The sequence below is a fragment of the Pseudomonas sp. H3(2019) genome, from assembly GCF_007713465.1.
GTDB lineage: Bacteria > Pseudomonadota > Gammaproteobacteria > Pseudomonadales > Pseudomonadaceae > Aquipseudomonas.
The window spans coordinates 162,736-180,707 of sequence record NZ_VMSG01000006.1 but is presented as its reverse complement, the minus strand read 5'-3'; the positions used below and the strand labels follow the sequence as shown (position 1 = coordinate 180,707).

General features: G+C 60.0%; 16 protein-coding genes. 7 read left to right on the top strand and 9 right to left on the bottom strand.

The genetic code is table 11. The annotated features are described in order from the left end of the window. The first annotated feature begins 38 nt into the window (after nucleotides 1-38). Together FPT12_RS08805 and FPT12_RS08800 are read left to right on the top strand one after the other, a co-directional pair. On the top strand, nucleotides 39-413 hold the full coding sequence (locus tag FPT12_RS08805) for a septal ring lytic transglycosylase RlpA family protein (protein WP_145015787.1): 375 nt from the start codon (nucleotides 39-41) through the stop codon (nucleotides 411-413). A gap of 50 nt (nucleotides 414-463) precedes the next feature. After that, complete coding sequence (locus FPT12_RS08800; protein WP_145015785.1) at nucleotides 464-1,534, top strand: calcium/sodium antiporter; 1,071 nt, start codon at nucleotides 464-466, stop codon at nucleotides 1,532-1,534. Between the two features lie 58 nt (nucleotides 1,535-1,592). On the opposite strand, the gene FPT12_RS08795 is transcribed toward FPT12_RS08800, so the two are convergent. The 5 genes from FPT12_RS08795 to kdgD form a co-directional block, all read right to left on the bottom strand. Next, nucleotides 1,593-2,534, bottom strand: coding sequence for an AEC family transporter (locus FPT12_RS08795; protein WP_145015783.1), 942 nt, complete (start codon nucleotides 2,532-2,534; stop codon nucleotides 1,593-1,595). Nucleotides 2,535-2,642: 108 nt separating this feature from the next. Beyond that, nucleotides 2,643-4,196 (bottom strand): galactarate dehydratase, encoded by a 1,554-nt coding sequence (gene garD, locus FPT12_RS08790; protein ID WP_145015781.1) that lies wholly within the window; start codon nucleotides 4,194-4,196, stop codon nucleotides 2,643-2,645. Between the two features lie 11 nt (nucleotides 4,197-4,207). Beyond that, nucleotides 4,208-5,569, bottom strand: coding sequence for an MFS transporter (locus tag FPT12_RS08785; protein ID WP_145015779.1), 1,362 nt, complete (start codon nucleotides 5,567-5,569; stop codon nucleotides 4,208-4,210). An 87-nt stretch (nucleotides 5,570-5,656) separates the two neighbouring features. After that, a complete protein-coding gene (locus FPT12_RS08780) occupies nucleotides 5,657-7,102 on the bottom strand; it encodes an aldehyde dehydrogenase family protein (protein ID WP_145015777.1) in 1,446 nt (481 codons plus the stop codon). 74 nt (nucleotides 7,103-7,176) lie between these two features. Continuing rightward, the gene (gene kdgD / locus FPT12_RS08775; protein ID WP_145015775.1) at nucleotides 7,177-8,088 is read right to left on the bottom strand and encodes a 5-dehydro-4-deoxyglucarate dehydratase; all 912 of its coding nucleotides are present in this window, start codon (nucleotides 8,086-8,088) and stop codon (nucleotides 7,177-7,179) included. A 236-nt stretch (nucleotides 8,089-8,324) separates the two neighbouring features. Here kdgD and FPT12_RS08770 point away from each other — a divergent pair, with 236 nt between their 5' ends. The 3 genes from FPT12_RS08770 (at nucleotide 8,325) to FPT12_RS08760 (ending at nucleotide 10,659) form a co-directional block, all read left to right on the top strand. After that, the gene (locus tag FPT12_RS08770; RefSeq protein ID WP_145015773.1) at nucleotides 8,325-9,944 is read left to right on the top strand and encodes a phospholipase; all 1,620 of its coding nucleotides are present in this window, start codon (nucleotides 8,325-8,327) and stop codon (nucleotides 9,942-9,944) included. A gap of 14 nt (nucleotides 9,945-9,958) precedes the next feature. Then, entirely contained in the window at nucleotides 9,959-10,150 is a 192-nt protein-coding gene (locus FPT12_RS08765) for a hypothetical protein (protein WP_145015771.1), read from the top strand. 131 nt (nucleotides 10,151-10,281) lie between these two features. Beyond that, nucleotides 10,282-10,659: a hypothetical protein gene (locus tag FPT12_RS08760; protein ID WP_145015769.1), complete on the top strand. Its 378-nt coding sequence runs from the start codon at nucleotides 10,282-10,284 to the stop codon at nucleotides 10,657-10,659. Nucleotides 10,660-10,684: 25 nt separating this feature from the next. Here the strand turns inward: FPT12_RS08760 and FPT12_RS08755 are convergent, their stop codons facing one another. The 4 genes from FPT12_RS08755 to FPT12_RS08740 all read right to left on the bottom strand — a co-directional run bounded on the left by FPT12_RS08755 (nucleotide 10,685) and on the right by FPT12_RS08740 (nucleotide 15,178). Then, nucleotides 10,685-11,431 carry a FadR/GntR family transcriptional regulator gene (locus tag FPT12_RS08755; protein ID WP_178098657.1) on the bottom strand — a complete coding sequence of 249 codons (747 nt, stop codon included), beginning with the start codon at nucleotides 11,429-11,431 and terminating at the stop codon, nucleotides 10,685-10,687. A gap of 107 nt (nucleotides 11,432-11,538) precedes the next feature. After that, complete coding sequence (locus FPT12_RS08750; RefSeq protein WP_145015766.1) at nucleotides 11,539-13,266, bottom strand: ABC transporter ATP-binding protein/permease; 1,728 nt, start codon at nucleotides 13,264-13,266, stop codon at nucleotides 11,539-11,541. 96 nt (nucleotides 13,267-13,362) lie between these two features. After that, entirely contained in the window at nucleotides 13,363-13,923 is a 561-nt protein-coding gene (locus FPT12_RS08745; RefSeq protein ID WP_019691866.1) for a response regulator transcription factor, read from the bottom strand. Then, complete coding sequence (locus FPT12_RS08740) at nucleotides 13,916-15,178, bottom strand: ATP-binding protein (protein ID WP_145015764.1); 1,263 nt, start codon at nucleotides 15,176-15,178, stop codon at nucleotides 13,916-13,918. The genes FPT12_RS08745 and FPT12_RS08740 overlap by 8 nt, the downstream gene beginning before the upstream one ends. A gap of 207 nt (nucleotides 15,179-15,385) precedes the next feature. Here FPT12_RS08740 and FPT12_RS08735 point away from each other — a divergent pair, with 207 nt between their 5' ends. Continuing rightward, a complete protein-coding gene (locus FPT12_RS08735; RefSeq protein WP_145015762.1) occupies nucleotides 15,386-16,102 on the top strand; it encodes an SIMPL domain-containing protein in 717 nt (238 codons plus the stop codon). Between the two features lie 205 nt (nucleotides 16,103-16,307). Beyond that, on the top strand, nucleotides 16,308-17,909 hold the full coding sequence (locus FPT12_RS08730; RefSeq protein WP_145015760.1) for an ABC transporter substrate-binding protein: 1,602 nt from the start codon (nucleotides 16,308-16,310) through the stop codon (nucleotides 17,907-17,909). Nucleotides 17,910-17,972: the final 63 nt, after the last annotated feature.

Sequence of the window (17,972 nt, the reverse complement as noted above, 5' to 3'; positions counted from 1 at the left end):
GCAAGCTCGCTCCCACATTTGTTACGGGGACACCATTAATGAAACGTTTACTTGGCGCCTGCGCCCTGCTCTCTCTGCTGGCCGGTTGCGCCAGCACGGATGTCATCGATCCACACGGCTACGACAAGACCGGCGTGGCCTCGTACTACGGTGCCAAACACCAGGGTAAACGCACCGCCAGTGGCGAGCGTTTCAACGCCAATTCCCTGACCGCTGCCCATCGCCAGTTACCATTTGGCACCCGGGTGAAGGTCACCAACCTGAACAACGACAAATCCTGTGTCGTGCGTATCAACGATCGCGGACCGCACACCCGTGGACGCCTGATCGATCTGTCTCGCGAAGCGGCCCAGCGGTTGGGCATGCTGGGTAGTGGCACTGCGCGGGTTCGCGTGCAATCCCTCGACGACTGACAGACGGAGCACCGATTATTTTCGGACTTGCCGATTTACCACTGCTCAGCATGATTCAACTGTTCGGTGGCCTGGTACTGCTGATCGCCGGCGCCGAGTTACTGGTCCGCGCCGCCGTGCGCCTGGCCGCACGCTTGAAGGTGCGCCCGCTGATTATCGGCCTGACCGTCGTGGCCCTCGGCAGCAGCGCGCCGCAAATGGCGGTCAGCCTGCAAGCGACCCTGATGCAAAACACCGACATCGCCGTCGGTAGCGTGATTGGCAGCAACATCTTCAACATCCTGGTCACCCTCGGACTCTCGGCGCTGATCATCCCGTTGCGGGTCTCTCGGCAATTGGTGCGCATGGATATCCCGGTGATGATCGGCGCCAGCCTGCTGGTGTTCGCCCTCGCCTGGAATGAACGACTGACGCCGCTCGACGGCACGATCCTGTTAGCCGCTCTGGCGCTTTACCTCGGGTTGTTGCTGCATCAGTCACGGCACTCGGTGCGCCCGCACACCACTTCGGCGGACGGCGACAACACCTCCGGCGCGCCGTGGTTGAGCAGCCTGTTGCTGATGCTCTCGGGGCTGGCACTGCTGGTGTTTGCCGGGCATCTACTGCTCAGCGCAGCGGTCGAAGTGGCGACGAACCTCGGCCTGTCAGAACGCATCATCGGTTTGACCATCATTGCCGTCAGCACGTCGCTGCCGGAACTGGCCACCTCGCTGATCGCCGCCCTGCGTGGTCAGCGCGACATCGCCGTGGGCAACGTGGTCGGCAGCAATCTGTTCAACTTGCTGGGTGTGCTGGGCGTCACCGCCCTGGTCGCGCCGACGCCGCTGTCGGTATCGCCCAACGCACTGGATTTCGACTTGCCGGTGCTGCTGGCGGTCAGCGTGCTGTGTTTGCCGATGTTCTATTCAGGCTATCGAATCACCCGCGCCGAAGGCCTGCTGTTTCTGGCCTTGTACCTGGCGTATGGGCTGCATGTCGTGTCGTTTACCACAGGCATGCCACTGGCCGGCAAGCTTGAACACCTGATGCTGTTTTTCGTCCTGCCGGCGCTGGTGGCGTTTTTGCTGTTTACGTCACTGCGCGCCTGGCGCCGCCAACACAACAAGAGGGAATCGCCATGACCGACAGACCCGACGCCAGCAAACCGAGTGGCCTCGAAGCACACTGCAATTCCCAAACCTAGATCCACCCACCCCACTGCAACACAAAGATCCCGAGGTTGGTGGTGACCGCCGCCATCAACGTGGTGATGACGATGATCGCTGCCGCCAGTTCATGGTTGCCATTGGCCGCCCGGGCCATGACAAAACTGGCGGCGGCGGTCGGACTGCCGAAGTACAGGAACAAAATCCCCAACTCGGGACCGCGAAAACCCCAGAGCCAGGCCCCCAGCGTGGCCAAAATCGGCAAGCCGACCATCTTCAGCAGACTTGAACTCAACGCCAGGTCACCGCTCTTGCGCAACGCCGCCAGCGACAGCGTGCCGCCAATGCAGATCAACGCCAGTGGCAGGGTCATCTGCGCCAGGTAGTTGCCGGACGTCTCCAGCCAGCCGGGCAGGCCGATCTTGAAATAGGCGAACGGCGCGGCAGATATCACACTGATGATCAACGGATTGCTGAGTACGCTTTTGCAGATGCTCCATGGATCGGACTTGATCACCGGGCTGTACACCGCCAGCACGATGGTCGACAGCGTGTTGTAGAACAGGATCACCAGGGCCGCGAGAATCGCCCCGAGGGAAATCCCGTAGGCGCCGTACATGCTCGCCGCCAGCGCCAGGCCGATGACCCCGTTATTGCCGCGAAACGCGCCTTGGGTGTAGATCCCGCGATCCTCGCGCGGGCAACGCCAGATCGCCCAGCCCCAGGCAATGGCGAAACACGCCAACGTCGCCAGCGAGAAATAGATCAGCAGCGCCGGCTTCAAGGCCGCGTGCAGGTCGGCGTGCACGATCCCGAGAAACAGCAGCGCCGGCATGGTGACGTTGAACACCAGTGCCGAGGCGGTGTGGATAAAGTTGTCGTTGATCCAGTTGATGCGCTTGAGCAGAACGCCCAAGAACAACATGGCAAAGACTGGCGCGGTGATGGTCAGCGTTTCGAAAAAGATTGCCAGCATGCCGGGTGAACCTTGAGGGGCGTCGTTAGGAGGCTAATGATAAGCCACTTTCCCACCAACTCCGTACCCGATCGTTCCCACGCTCTGCGTGGGAACGATCACCAGCGGTCAGGTGATAGGCGCCGGGTTGAACAGGGTAATGTCATTGTGCAGTTTGTGCTGCTCCGCCCACGTGTGCTTCCTGCCGCTGGCCACGTCCAGATAGAAGTGAAACAACTCCCAGCCCAACTCTTCGATGGATGCGCGCCCCGTGGCAATCCGCCCGGCATCGATGTCGATCAGGTCCGGCCAGCGCTGGGCCAGTTCGGTTCGGGTCGAGACCTTGACCACCGGCGCCATCGCCAGGCCATAAGGTGTGCCGCGCCCGGTGGTGAATACATGCAGGTTCATGCCGGCCGCCAACTGCAAGGTGCCGCAGACAAAATCACTGGCCGGCGTCGCGCAAAAAATCAGCCCTTTGCGCTTGAACCGTTCGCCCGGGCCGAGCACGCCGTTGATCGCGCTGTTGCCGGACTTGACGATCGAGCCCAGGGATTTCTCCACGATGTTCGACAACCCGCCCTTCTTGTTACCCGGCGTGGTGTTGGCGCTGCGATCCGCTTCGCCCTTGGCCAGGTAGCGGTCGTACCAATCCATTTCGCGCACCAGTTCCTGGGCGACCTCCTTGGTTTGTGCCCGCGAAGTCAGCAGATAGATCGCGTCGCGCACTTCAGTGACTTCGGAAAACATCACCGTCGCCCCGGCCCTTAGCAACAAATCCGAGGCATAACCCAGCGCCGGGTTGGCGGTGATTCCGGAAAACGCATCACTGCCACCGCACTGCATGCCGAGGATCAACTCGGACGCCGGCACGGTTTCGCGGCGACGCTGGTCAAGCTTCTTCAGACGGACTTCGGCCAACGCCATGATCTGTTCGATCATCTCGCTGAAACCGTGACTGGCATCCTGCAAGCGATACAACCATGGCTCGCTGAGGTCGACCGAGCTGTCGTTCTCGTGCATCACCTGCCCGGCCTGCAATTTCTCGCAGCCCAGACTGATCACCAATGCTTCGCCGCCCAGGTTCGGGTTGCGCGCCAGGTTACGCACGGTGCGGATCGGGATGTAGGCGTCGGTGGCGGTAATCGCCACGCCGCAGCCGTAACTGTGGGTCAACGCGATCACGTCATCGACGTGCGGGTACTTGGGCAGCAACTCATCCTTGATGCGCTTGACCGCATGGTCGAGCACCCCGGTCACGCATTGCACGGTGGTGGTGATCCCGAGAATGTTGCGCGTACCGACAGTGCCGTCGGCGTTGCGATAACCCTCGAAGGTGAAGCCTTCCAGCGGCGCTTGTGCGGCCGGCACCTCGGTGGACAACGGCAGGCTGTCCAACGGCGGCGCGGTGGGCATGCGCAGTTGATCTTCCTTGACCCAGCTGCCACGCGGGATCGGTTGCAAGGCGTAACCGATGGTCTGACCATAACGGATCACCTGGCCGCCCTCGGGGATATCCTCCAGCGTTACTTTGTGGCTCTGCGGTACGAACTCCAACGTCACCAAGCCGTCCGGGAATTCAGTGCCGGCCGGTACCCCCTGGTCATTGACCACAATCACCACGTTGTCGCGCTCGTGCAGCCGGATGTAGCGCGGCGAGTCGGAATGTTCAATCAACTGCATGACGCCGCTCCTCAGGAATGCGCTTGAGACAATTTGTTAGTCAGTTCGGAGCCATTGGCGGGTGGTTCCTTGAGTACCACGCGCTTGATCGGGCCGACGATCACCAGGTAGCTGAACACCGCGACCAGCGCATTGCAGCCGACAAACACCAGCGCCCATTTGAACGAACCGGTGGTACTGATGATGTAGCCAATCACGATCGGTGTAGTGATCGACGCGATATTGCCGAACATGTTGAACAGCCCGCCACTCAAGCCCGCGATCTGTTTTGGCGAGGTGTCGGAAACCACCGCCCACCCCAATGCGCCCACGCCTTTACCGAAGAAGGCCAGGGCCATGAAGCCCACGACGATCCATTCGATGTCCACATAGTTGCAGGCCACGATGCTGGTCGACAGCAACAGCCCACCGATAATCGGCGCCTTGCGGGCGAAGGTCAGCGAGTGGCCCTTGCGCAGCAGATAGTCGGAAATGAGTCCGCCCAGCACCCCACCGATAAACCCGCAGATGGCCGGCAGCGAGGCAATGAAACCGGCCTTTAGAATGGTCATGCCGCGTTCCTGCACCAGGTACACCGGGAACCAGGTCAGGAAAAAATAGGTGATGCCGTTGATGCAGTACTGGCTCAGGTACACGCCGAGCATCATGCGGTTGCTCAGCAGTTGGCGCACGTAATCCCACTTCGGCCCGTCGCTGCGTTTGCCCTGGTCCTGATCCATGTCGACCAGGCCGCCGTTGTCGGCGATGTGCTTGAACTCGGCGTCGTTGATCATCGGGTGCTGGCGCGGGCTGTGGATAATTTTCAACCAGATCAGCGAGAACACGATGCCAATCCCGCCCATCACCATAAACACGTGCTGCCAGCCGAAGGTGTAGACGATCCAGCCCATCAGCGGCGCAAAGATCACCGTGGCGAAGTATTGCGCCGAGTTGAAGATCGCCGAAGCGGTGCCCCGTTCGGCGGTTGGAAACCAGGCCGCAACGATGCGTGCGTTACCGGGGAAGGATGGCGCTTCGGCCAGGCCCACCAGAAAGCGCAACATGAACAGCGCGACGACGGCAGTGGAGACGCCGAACTCACCGACATAGCCTTGCAGCACGGTGAACAGCGACCAGGTGAAGATGCTCAGGGCATAGACTTTTTTCGAACCGAAGCGGTCGAGCAGCCAGCCGCCGGGGATCTGACCGGCGACGTAAGCCCAACCGAATGCAGAGAAAATGTAGCCGAGGGTAACGGCGTCGATGCCCAGGTCCTTTTGCAGGCTGGAGCCCGCAATGGCAATGGTGGCACGGTCGGCGTAGTTGATCGTGGTCACCAGAAACAGCATGAGCAGGATTAAATAGCGGACGTGGGTCGGCTTGGTCGCTTGCATGTAGATGTACTCCCACTGATTATTTTTATGCGCGGGTGAATTTTTTTTGGCGGTATCCGGTAAAACCGGATACCGCGGTGTTGCGTGTTACGAACCTACATAGGAAGTCTTCACCACGGTGTAGAACTCCTGCGCGTAGCGACCTTGCTCCCGCGATCCATAGGATGAACCTTTTCGGCCACCAAAAGGCACGTGGTAATCCACACCGGCGGTCGGCAGATTGACCATCACCATCCCGGCCTGGGAGTGGCGTTTGAAGTGGTTGGCATACTTCAACGAGGTGGTGGCAATACCCGCCGACAAACCGAATTCGGTGTCGTTGGCCATCGCCAGCGCCGCGTCGTAATCGGCCACCCGAACAATGTTCGCCACCGGGCCGAAGATCTCTTCGCGGCTAATACGCATGGCTGCCTCACTGTCGGCAAACAGCGTTGGCGCCAGGTAATAGCCTTCGGTGTCGCAGGTCACCAGGCCTCCGCCGCTGACCAGTCGCGCACCTTCGCTCTGGCCGATGTCGATGTACTTCAGGTCCTGTTCCAGCTGCGCTTGCGAGACCACCGGACCGATGTCGGTGCCGCTCGTCAAGGCATGCCCGACCTTGATCGACTTCATCCGCTCAGCCATGGCCTCGACGAATTTGTCGTGAATCCCGGCGGTGACGATCAAGCGGCTCGACGCCGTGCAACGTTGGCCGGTGGAATAAAACGCACTCTGCACCGACAGTTCGACGGCTTGCTTGAGGTCGGCGTCGTCGAGAATGATCTGCGGGTTCTTGCCGCCCATTTCCAACTGCACCTTGGCCTGACGCGACACGCAGTTGACCGCGATCTGCCGCCCTACACCAACGGAACCGGTGAAGCTGATGCCGTCGACTTTCGGGCTGTTGACCATCGCGTCGCCGATCACTCGACCGCTGCCCATCACCAGGTTGAACACCCCGGCCGGGAAACCGGCACGGGCAATGATTTCGGCCAGGGCCCAGGCGCAACCTGGTACCAGTTCCGCCGGTTTCAGCACCACGCAGTTGCCATAGGCCAATGCCGGGGCAATCTTCCACGCCGGGATCGCAATCGGGAAGTTCCACGGGGTGATCAAGCCGACCACACCGAGGGCTTCGCGAGTGACTTCAACGTTGACGCCAGGACGCACCGACGGCAGGTAATCGCCGGACAAACGCAGGCATTCACCCGCGAAGAACTTGAAGATGTTGCCGGCACGAGACACTTCACCGATGGCCTCTGGCAGGGTCTTGCCCTCTTCCCGCGCCAGCAAGGTGCCGAGTTCTTCGCGACGCGCGAGGATTTCGCTGCCGACTTTATCCAGCGCATCGCTGCGTGCCTGAATGCCTGAGGTCGACCAGGCCGGAAATGCCGCACGAGCGGCGTCGATGGCGGCGTTCACCTGAGCCAGGTCCGCCTTGGCGTATTCGCCAATGACATCGGACAACTCGGACGGGTTGATATTGGTCGAGTACTCGACACCCGCGACCCATTGGCCGCCGATGTAGTTGTCGAATCGTTTTACGTCTGCCACAGCGCTTTCCCCTTAACAGAAGTTCTTACACAAAAAGCCGCCGATTGCTCAGCGGCCCTGGTTGATTCAGCGGGTTATTGCGCACCTTGCTTGTCCATCAACGCCGCGAGCATTTCGAACTCTTCTGGCGTCAAGTCAGTCAGCGGGGTCCGTACGGGGCCTGCATCGTAGCCGGCGATTTTCGCGCCCGCCTTGACGATGCTCACCGCGTAACCCGACTTGCGGTTACGGATGTCCAGATAAGGCAGAAAGAAGTCATCGATCAGTTTGCCGACGCTAGCGTGATCGTCACGTGCAATGGCGTGGTAGAAATCCATCGCCATTTTCGGCAGGAAGTTGAACACCGCCGAGGAATAGACCGGAACGCCCAGTGCCTTATACGCCGCGGCATAGACTTCGGCAGTCGGCAGGCCACCCAGGTAGCTGAAGCGATCACCGAGACGGCGACGGATCGACACCATCAACTCGATATCGCCCAGGCCATCCTTGTAGCCGATCAGGTTCGGGCAGCGTTCAGCCAGGCGTTCCAGCAGCGGCGCGGTCAGGCGGCAGACGTTGCGGTTGTAAACCACCACGCCGATCTTCACCGATTTGCACACGGCTTCAACGTGAGCGGCAACGCCGTCCTGGCTGGCTTCAGTCAAGTAGTGCGGCAGCAGCAGCAAGCCTTTGGCGCCCAGACGCTCGGCTTCTTGAGCGTATTCGATGGCCTGACGGGTAGAACCACCGACACCGGCCAGAATCGGCACGCTGCTGGCGCAGGTGTCGACCGCGGTCTTGATGATTTCCGAATATTCGCTGGCCGCCAGGGAAAAGAACTCACCGGTGCCGCCTGCGGCGAACAAGGCCGAGGCGCCATACGGGGCCAGCCATTCGAGACGTTTGATGTAGCCCACGCGATGGAAATCGCCCTGAGCATTGAAGTCGGTGACCGGGAAGGACAGCAAGCCGGAAGAGAGGATGGACTTCAGTTCTTGTGGATTCATTATTCGAACACCCTGGACGCACGTTGTGATGAGAAAAACTGTTCAGCTCTCGCCGAAGTTGTAGGTCATCGTACAACTTAAACTATAACCGTCAACTGCATTTCATCGCCAGATGGAAAATCCGGGCAAGAAAAAGCACTTCCTTGACGTAGGAGAGTTTGCAGCTATGCTCGACAACAACTGTATATATATACAGTTACTTCAGATGCAACCTACGACATATCAAGGAGCTAGAAATGTCAGGTCTACACAGCCAATCGCAGGAAAACCTCAATCACGACGACCGGATCATTGCCGATCTGGATCAGCTGTTCAGCGAACGTGGCATTGCCATTTCCGGTGACGGCGATCACCTGATACTGCTGACTCACAGTCAACACAGCCCCAAACATCACACACCGGGTCTGGCTGGAAACTCGCTAAACACCGAGCCAGCACCCCGTTTCGAAGGCGGCGAACACACCGCCATCGGCGATGCCACCCTGCTGCGCTTCGTCAAGGACGCGCCGGCAGTTACAGCCTGGCAAGTGCCATTGCACCTGCCCAATGGCCTGGCACTGAGCTACGGCCAAATCGTTTCGCTAGGCGGTGATTTCTACGGCATTCCCGACCAGCCAATCTGCGATGGCGCGACTCCGGTTGATCGCATCCAGCGTTTTACTACCGCGTTCAACTCACTGGCCGTACTGCCGGCGTCACGAGCAGAAGCCGGGTTGATTCTCGGCGTGATGCAGAAGGAAATTGCCGCCGCCAATCAGGCGATCAGAGACGGCAAACAACCCCACGAGGTCTACGACGCTCTCGGTGATACGTTGTCCGAAGAGTGGAACAAGATTACCGGCGGCGGCAGCTTCGTCTCGGCATTGTTCCCCTTGGGGCGCTACCTGAAACTGGCGGCGGACAACGCCGACCACTTCGGCGAATGGGCGTTGCTGGCGTACATCGCCGGGCACACCGCTGCCCTGCAACAGGCTGTTCTGGCTCATAACAGTGGCGATGAAAAGCAGTTGGAACTGGCCTACGCGATGAACGCTTTTGCCGATCATTATCTGACCGACCTGTTCTCTGCCGGTCATCTGCGGATCCCGCGCAAACAACTGGCGGCGGTGGTGACGCCGAGTGACCTGGGCTCGCTGATCACCCGCTTCATGCACGACGAAGACAGCAAATACGGCCTCAACGTGAACAACGCCAACGGTGATCAGTGGCATGCCTACGGCGACAAACGCTACTTCGACTCGGTCGACAGCGCCAACCGCAAACAGGTCAAACTCGCGGTCCAGCGCTCGGCCGACGAAGTCTTCGAGACCTTCCTCAGCGGTTCACTGCCCGCGCCATCCAGCTACGTTGCGCTGAAGTACCTGCCTGACCTCAACGCCGTGAAAAAACCGGCGGGTAACTTCTCCGGGTTATTTGTTCTGGACGGCAACAAGGTATTGCGCCGCAGCGACGTCAACAACCTCAACGACAGCAACCGGATCGACAACTGGTGGGGCTGGAGCACCTACTTGCTGCTCAAGGATTACACACCGAACAAACCGGCCGGCTACCTGGAATCCCCAGCCGTCGCACCAACAATCAAGGCCGATGGCTGGCAGAGCCAGACGCCTGGCGAACCCAACTGGTTACCGGGCAACGCCGTGCGTTACGCCTTCAGCTACATCAACGGCTTGAATGAGTCCTACATCGGCCCCTGGTCGAATTACGCGGAGTTGAGTGAGCGCTTCCAGCCGACGCTGAACGTGCCGGGCAACGGCGCCTCACGCAACATTTTCCGCCAGTTCCGCGGCGGCTCACCGGAGCTGATCGGCTCAATCAACGCCCAAGCCAACACCTTCATTGACCGCAACGCCTGATAAGGACATCACCGATGACTATCAACCTGACACTCGAACTGGCCTCGGGCCAATCCCTCAACGGCGCACCGCTGGAACTGCTGGCCAACGGCGTGCCAGTGGCTCGGGCGACTGTGGATGACAAGGGGCACGTGGCGTTTGATGCCAAGCCCGGAGCCGGACAATTGGCGGTGAGGGTGGATCGTTCGATCCTCAAGACCGGTTAAGCCCACCGCCACTGCACCAGCCTTGCAACGCTTGGTCATGATTGCTTCCAGTACGTCGTGAAAGCGCGCTCTACAGTGTGTCGCCGCCCCTGAATGGTCATGGACGGCTTCACATGGAGTGATGATTTATCATGAGTTTTTCGATCCCGGTGCTAATCCAATCCCCTGTCGGTACGCCTGTAAAGGTAGCGACGGTCACCTTATCGAGCCTGAGTGGTGCCCTGAAGGTCCAGATTCCTGACTCGGATGAAATCCCTGCAAATTGGGACGTTTATTTGATCCTCGGGGCGGATGTTGATAACCCTGACTGGGCCGGCCCTGAAAAGCCCACCGGAGTCTGGGACGACGTCTGCGGCGAACCGATAAAAGTTACGGGCCTTGAACTGGAAGTGCCTAAAGCAGAGCTGGAAAAGCACAAGAACGGAACAATCGAACTGCGTTACAAATTCTCGGACGAGTCCAGCCTGACTCCGAGCTCGGAACCCGTACGGCTTCGTATCGAAGACTAAGCGCTCACCCTGCTCGGCCCCGCTATCAACGCTGCGCCTCTGCCTCTTCATGAGCGTGGCGCAGTCGTTCACGGCTGTTAGTCAGGTGCAGGCGCATGGCTGCGCGGGCGGCGTCCGAATCCTGGCGGGCGATGGCGTCGTAGATTTCTTCGTGTTCACGCGCCAGACGATTCATGTAGTGCTGCTGGTCATCGTGGGCCAGCCGCGCAGAATTGAGCCGGGTACGCGGAATGATGCTGATGCCCAGGTGGGTCATGATGTCGGTGAAGTAGCGGTTGCCAGTGGCCAGGGCAATCTGCAAATGGAACTGGAAGTCCGATGCCACCGCATCGCCGGCATGGGCTGCGCTTTCGTTCAGGGCATCCAGTGCCGCGCGCATCAAGGCCAACTGTTCAGGGCTGCGGCGTTGCGCGGCCAAGCCTGCGGACTCCACTTCCAGACTGATGCGCAACTCCAGAATCGCCAGCACATCACGCAAGGTCACCACGGTCGCCGGATCGATGCGAAAGCCGCTTGGGCTCGGCGTGTCGAGCACAAACGTGCCGATGCCGTGACGGGTTTCAACCTGCCCCGCCGCCTGCAAACGCGATATCGCTTCACGCACCACGGTGCGGCTGACGCCATGGGCTGCCATGATCGCCGACTCGGTGGGCAACTTGTCGCCACGCTTGAGCAGGCCGTCGCGAATCTGCTCGGACAGCACCGTGACCAGCTCCTGCGCGAGGCTGCGGCGCTTGCGCGGAAGACGAGGGGCGTCGATCGGGTTTTCCATGGTGAACATCAGTCTCAGGCAAACGGTGGTGAACGCATCATAGCGCAGCGCAGTTGTACGATCACTGCTGGTGAACTTCGCCCCGCAGGAGCAAGGCGAGATCGTGTTCAGGCCGTGACTGTCTGCTCCAGCAGATGGCCGCTGTCGATGCGCACATGCCGTGGATGGAAGCGTTTCAGGCTGCTGCGATGGCCGACGCTGACGATGCTCAGGCCTGGCAAGTGATCGATCAGTGCCTGATACAGCGACGCTTCATCTTCTTCGTCCATCGCCGAGGTCGCTTCGTCCATGTACAGCCATTGCGGCGCGTAGAGCAGCGCTCGGGCAAACGCCAGACGTTGCTGCTCACCCGGTGAGAGCATTCGCTGCCAGTGATTGGCTTCGTCGAGGCGGGAAACCAGATGCGGCAAACGGCAGGTTTCCAGCACGCGCACGTAGTGCTCGTGCAGGTAGGTGTCGCCGGCCTGTGGATAACTCAGGGCGTCACGCAGGCTGCCAATCGGCAGATACGGCTTTTGCGGGAGGAACAGATAACGCGCAGCCGGCAGTCGGATGTTGCCGTGACCCGCAGGCCAAAGGTGCCCCATCGCCCGCAGCAAGGTGGATTTGCCACTGCCGGAACGACCGCTGAGCATGACCCGCTCGCCTGCCTCTACCGTCATGTCGGCATTGGTCAGCAAGTGACGACCGTCGGCCAGGTCCAGACCCAGGTTGTGGATCTTCAGCTCCGAGCCCTGATTCTGCACATCAATGGCCGGCTGGCGCTCTTCATTTTCGCTCATGGCCTGACGGAAACTCAGCAGACGATCGCAGGTGGCGCGCCACTCGGCGAGGTCCTGGTATGCACTGATAAACCAGCTGAAGCTCTCCTGGACGTTGCCGAAGGCCGAACTGATCTGCATCAGTTCGCCGAGTTCGATCTTGCCGGAAAAGTAACGCGGTGCGGCAACCATGAACGGGAAGATGATGGCGATCTGGTTGTAGCCGCGGGTGAAGAAAGTCAGACGCTTGGACACCCTCATGATGTCCCAAAAATTGTGCCAGACCATTCCGAAGCGCGCGCTCAGGCGTTGGTTCTCGTTGGGCTCACCGTTGTATAGCGCGATACTTTCGGCATTCTCGCGAACCCGCACCATGGAAAAACGCAGGTCAGCTTCGAAGCGTTGTTGTTGGTTGTTCAGACCGATCAAGCGACGACCGATCAAATGCGTCAACCAGCTACCGACCACCGCATAGATCAGCACACACCAGAACATGTAGCCGGGAATGGTAAAGCCGAACACTTCAATGCTGCCCGACACGCCCCACAGGATGATCGAGAACGACACCAGGTTCACGACGTTGGTCATCAGCCCAATGCCCAGGCTCAAGGTGTTGGTGGTGAATCTGTTGAGGTCTTCGGAAATCCGCTGGTCCGGGTTATCGGTGTAACCGCCCTGCTCCAGCTGGTAATAATTCTTGTGCCCGAGCCAGCGGGCGAAGTGTTTTTCGGTGAGCCAGGCCCGCCAGCGGATGGTCAGCATCTGCGTCAGGTACTGCCGGTACACCCCACCGACAATCGCCACCGCCGCAATCGCGCAGAAATACAGGATCAGTTGCCAGAACGCTGTTTCGTCCTTCTTTTGCAGGGCGTTGTAGAAGTCCTTGTACCAGGTGTTGAACCACACCGAGATCCCCACGCTGATCAGCGACAGCACGATCACCGCGATCAGCAGTGCCCAGGCGGTACCCTTCTCTTCACTGCGCCAGTACGGCGTGATCATCTGCCAGACACGGCGAAAAAACTGCCCGCGCACAGTGTCGTTGACCGCGGAATATTCAGCGTTCTGATTCATGGTTCAGACTCGATAAAGAAAAGAACAGGCACAAGCCGATCATAGATGATCGGCTCGGGTTGTCGCGAGGCCTGGCGATAACCGTTCAGCGCCGGTTCAGCGCCGAACGGGACGCTTCTGCAGTTTGCGCTGCAGGGTGCGCCGGTGCATACCCAGGGCGCGGGCAGTGGCGGAGATGTTGCCTTCATGCTCGGTCAGCACGCGCTGGATATGCTCCCATTGCAGGCGGTCCACCGACATCGGGTTTTCCGGCACCAGGGTGTCGAGGTCGGCGTGCTCTGAGAGCAAGGCGGCCAGCACGTCATCGGCGTCGGCCGGTTTGCACAGGTAGTTGCAGGCACCGCGTTTGATCGCCTCGACGGCGGTGGCAATGCTCGAGTAACCGGTGAGGATCACCACGCGCATTTCCGGGTCGAGTTCGAGCAGCTTGGGCAGCAGCACCAGGCCCGAATCGCCGTCCATTTTCAGGTCCAGCGCAGCATAGTCCGGCAGATCCTGCTGGGCGATGATCAGGCCCTCTTCGGCGGAACCTGCGGTGCTGACGCGAAAACCGCGACGGTTCATGGCGCGGGCCATGACGCGGGTGAACGTTGCGTCGTCGTCTACCAGCAACAAATGCGGCAGGTCTTCGCCTTCGACTTGGATCTCGTCACTCATGTTCGTCTCCTCGGGCGACACGGGGCAGGCGCAGCTCGGTGAGCGTACCGCCGTCCTCATGACTGTAGAGTTTCACTGAGCCGCCAGCGCGTGTCACGCTGGCCTTGCTCAAAAACAGGCCCAGGCCGAAACCTTTGCCCTTGGTGGTAAAAAACGGTTTGCCGATCTGTTCGGCAATCGCCAGCGGCACACCGGCGCCATGGTCGCGAATGCTGATGGTCAGCTCGACGGAATCCCAGTTCAGCGTCACTTCCAGCCCTTCGGGGCAGGCATCGGCGGCGTTGTTCAGTAAGTTCAGCAAGGCTTGGGTCAAGTCTGGCGGCGGCGCCAGACGCGGTTCATCGCCAAGCCCCAGGCGCCGCAAACGGTAGGTCGCTTCGGGACGCATCAGGTGCCAGCGGTTAAGCGCTTCATCGAGCCAGACGCTGACGCCCTGCATCTCTACCGCCAGCCGACGATTGGCTTCGGCGGCGCGAACCAGCTGCTGCAAGGTCTCTTTGCACAGCTTCACCTGATCCTGCAGCACTCTCAAGTCATCTTGCAGCAGCGGGTCGTGATGATCTTGCTGCATTTCCTTGAGCAGCACGCTCATGGTCGCCAGTGGCGTGCCCAATTCGTGAGCAGCGCCAGCGGCCTGGGTCGCCACGGCCAGCAGTTGCTGGTCGCGCAGGCCCTCTTCACGGCGAATCGCCCGCAGTTCTTCCTGACGGCGCAACTCTTCGGCCATCCGTGCAGCAAAGAAGGTAATCACCGCAGCGGCCAAGGCAAAACTCAGCCACATGCCGTAGATCTGCATCTTTTCCCGGTACATCGGGAATGTTTCCAGCGGGTAAAACTGTGCCAGCAACAAGGTGTACATCGCCAGCGCGATGCCCGAGAGAATCACCGAATAACGCCACGGCAGCGTGACGGCGGCGATGGTCAGCGGTACCAGGTAATAGGAAACGAACGGGTTGGTCGAACCGCCGGAGAAATACAGCAGTGCACTGTGGATAAACAGGTCGCAGGCCAGTTGCACGGCGTATTCGAGCTCGGTGACCGGCCACGAAGTGCGCAAGCGGATCGCGGTAAAGGCACACAGCAGCATCGAGCAACCGAGGGTCGCCGCCAGTTGAAACCACGGCAGCGGCAGCAGGTTGAACCAGTAGGCGAGCCCCACCGAACCGGCCTGAGCGGCCAGCACCAAGGTGCGGATAAAGGTCAGTCGCCAGAGGTTCTGGCGAGTCGCGGAAAGCAGTTGTACGGGGGCGAGCATGAGCTCTCCTGATGAGCGCTCCAGGCGGATCGCGTCGAGTATAACCAAGCGAGGGCTCCGACAGGCAAAAGTGCGGCAAAGCGCCACACGGCGCGATGTCGATCTGTATAGAAGTTGTAACCGGGTGAACCCGACAATAAAAGCTAAAGTCTGATGGTTTCACGCAGGCTTGGACCCTTACCCCTGCGCACCGCCCAAGGAGACTTCATGAACACATTGCGCCGCAGCGCCGCCCTTCTCGCCCTCAGTGTCAGCACCGTCGCCAGCCTGCCGGCATTGGCCGCCGATGAACTTCACTACAACCAGATTTCCCTGCGCGCCGAAGTCAGTCAGGAAGTGGCTCGCGACCTGATGATCGTGACCCTCTACACCGAAGAACAAAACACCGACCCGGCGAAACTCGCCGCCGACGTTAGCACCACCATGAACAAGGCGCTCGGCCAGGCCAAACAGGTCAAGGACGTCACCCTGCGTCAGGGCAGTCGTAACAGCCACCCGATCTACGACACCAAGGGTCAGAAAATCACCGGCTGGCGTGAACGCGCCGAACTGCGCCTGGAAAGCTCGAACTTCGCTGCGTTGTCCAAGCTCACCGGCGAACTGCTGATCGACCTGAAAATGGGCGGCATGGACTTCGCCATCGCCACCCCGACCCGCAAGGCCAGCGAAGATGCGCTGCTCAAAGAAGCTGTCGGTGCCTTCAAGGCCCGCGCCCAACTGGCCACCGATGCACTGGGTGGCAAGGGTTACAAAATCGTCAACCTGAACCTCAACAGCAACGGTTATCCACAGCCTTACCTGCGCGCGCCGATGATGATGAAAGCTGCGGGCATGGACTCGGCACCGGTAACTCCGGATATCGAAGCCGGCACCAGCCAGGTCAGCATGACCGCCGATGGCTCGATTGAAGTGTTGATGCCGTAACGCCGAAAGTGCTCGCCTGATCGTTCCCACGCGGAGCGTGGGAACGATCAATCGCGTACATCTCGAGAGATTGATCGGCTGTCAGGCCAACAACCCGCTGTGTATGCCACAACAGAGGGGTCCCCCTAACAAACTGATATTTCCGCGCCCCCCGTCAACGACGCTACTCTCCAGAAAAAGCCGCCGCCAAGCCCTCGGGGACTCCATGGATAGAACCACCGTCAAACCGCTTCTGCTTGCCCTCACCCTCGCCACCATCGCCCCATTCGCCCAAGCCGCAACGACCCTGGTCTACTGCTCCGAAGCCAGTCCTGCCGGGTTCGACCCGAGCCAGTACACCAGCGGCACGGATTTCGATGCCTCGGCTGAAACAGTCTTCAACCGTCTGACCCAGTTCAAACGCGGTGGCACCGAAGTCGAGCCGGGGCTGGCGACGAGTTGGGACGTCTCCGAAGACGGCCTGACCTACACTTTCCACCTGCGTGACGGGGTGAAGTTTCATACCACCGACTACTTCACGCCGAGCCGCGATTTCAACGCGGACGATGTGCTGTTCACCTTCCAGCGCTTGCTCGACCCTGAAAACCCGTTTCGCAAGGCCTACCCCACCGAATCGCCGTACTTCACCGACATGGACCTGAACACCACGATCAAAAGTGTCGATAAGGTCGACGAGCACACGGTGCGCTTCAGCCTGAACAACATCGACGCCGCGTTTGTGCAGAACCTGGCGATGAGCTTCGCGTCGATCCAGTCCGCCGAGTACGCCGCGCAGTTACTCAAGGAAGGCAAAGCCGCTGACCTCAATCAGAGGCCGGTCGGCACCGGACCCTTTGTGTTCAAGCGTTATCAGAAGGACTCGCAGATCCGCTACAGCGCCAACCGCGCCTACTGGAAACCCGAGGATGTGAAACTCGACAACCTGATTTTCTCGATCACCCCGGACGCCGCCGTGCGCCTGCAAAAGCTCAAGACCGGCGAGTGCCAGGTCAGCGGTTATCCACGACCGGCCGACATCGAAGTAATGGAACAGGACCCGAACCTGCGGGTGCTCAAGCAAGCCGGTTTCAACCTTGGCTTCCTGGCCTACAACGTATCCCACCCGCCACTGGACCAGCTCAAGGTTCGCCAGGCGCTGGACATGGCCATCGACAAGCCCGCGATCATCAAAGCCGTCTACCAAAGCGCCGGGCAACTGGCGCAGAACGCCCTGCCGCCAGCGCAATGGTCGTATGACCCGACCATCAAGGACGCGCCCTACGACCCGACCAAGGCAAAGGCGCTACTAAAAGAAGCAGGTGTTGCACCCGGTACCACTATCAATTTATGGGCAATGACCGTGCAGCGGGCGTCCAATCCGAACGCGCGGATGTCGGCGCAGATGATCCAGCAGGACTGGGCCAAGGTCGGCATCACGGCCAACATCGTCAGCTATGAATGGGGCGAGTACATCAAGCGCGCCAAGAACGGCGAGCACGACGCGATGATCTACGGCTGGACCGGCGACAACGGAGACCCGGACAACTGGCTCGGCGTGCTCTACAGCTGCGCCGCCGTGAAAGGTAGCAACTACGCCAAGTGGTGCGACCCGGCGTACGACAAGCTGGTTCAGCAGGCCAAGGTTTCCACTGACCGTGACGAGCGGGTCAAGCTCTATCAACAGGCACAAAAAATCCTTAAGCAACAAGTGCCTATCACACCGATCGCCAACTCGACGGTTTTTCAGCCTATGCGCAAGGAAGTTTCCGACTTCAAGATCAGCCCGTTCGGCCTCACACCCTTTTATGGCGTGGGTATAAATAAGTAACACCGCGCTCCGGCCGGGTGCGCCAGGCGCCCTGGCCGCACCTCAATGGTGCGTCGTTTGCAC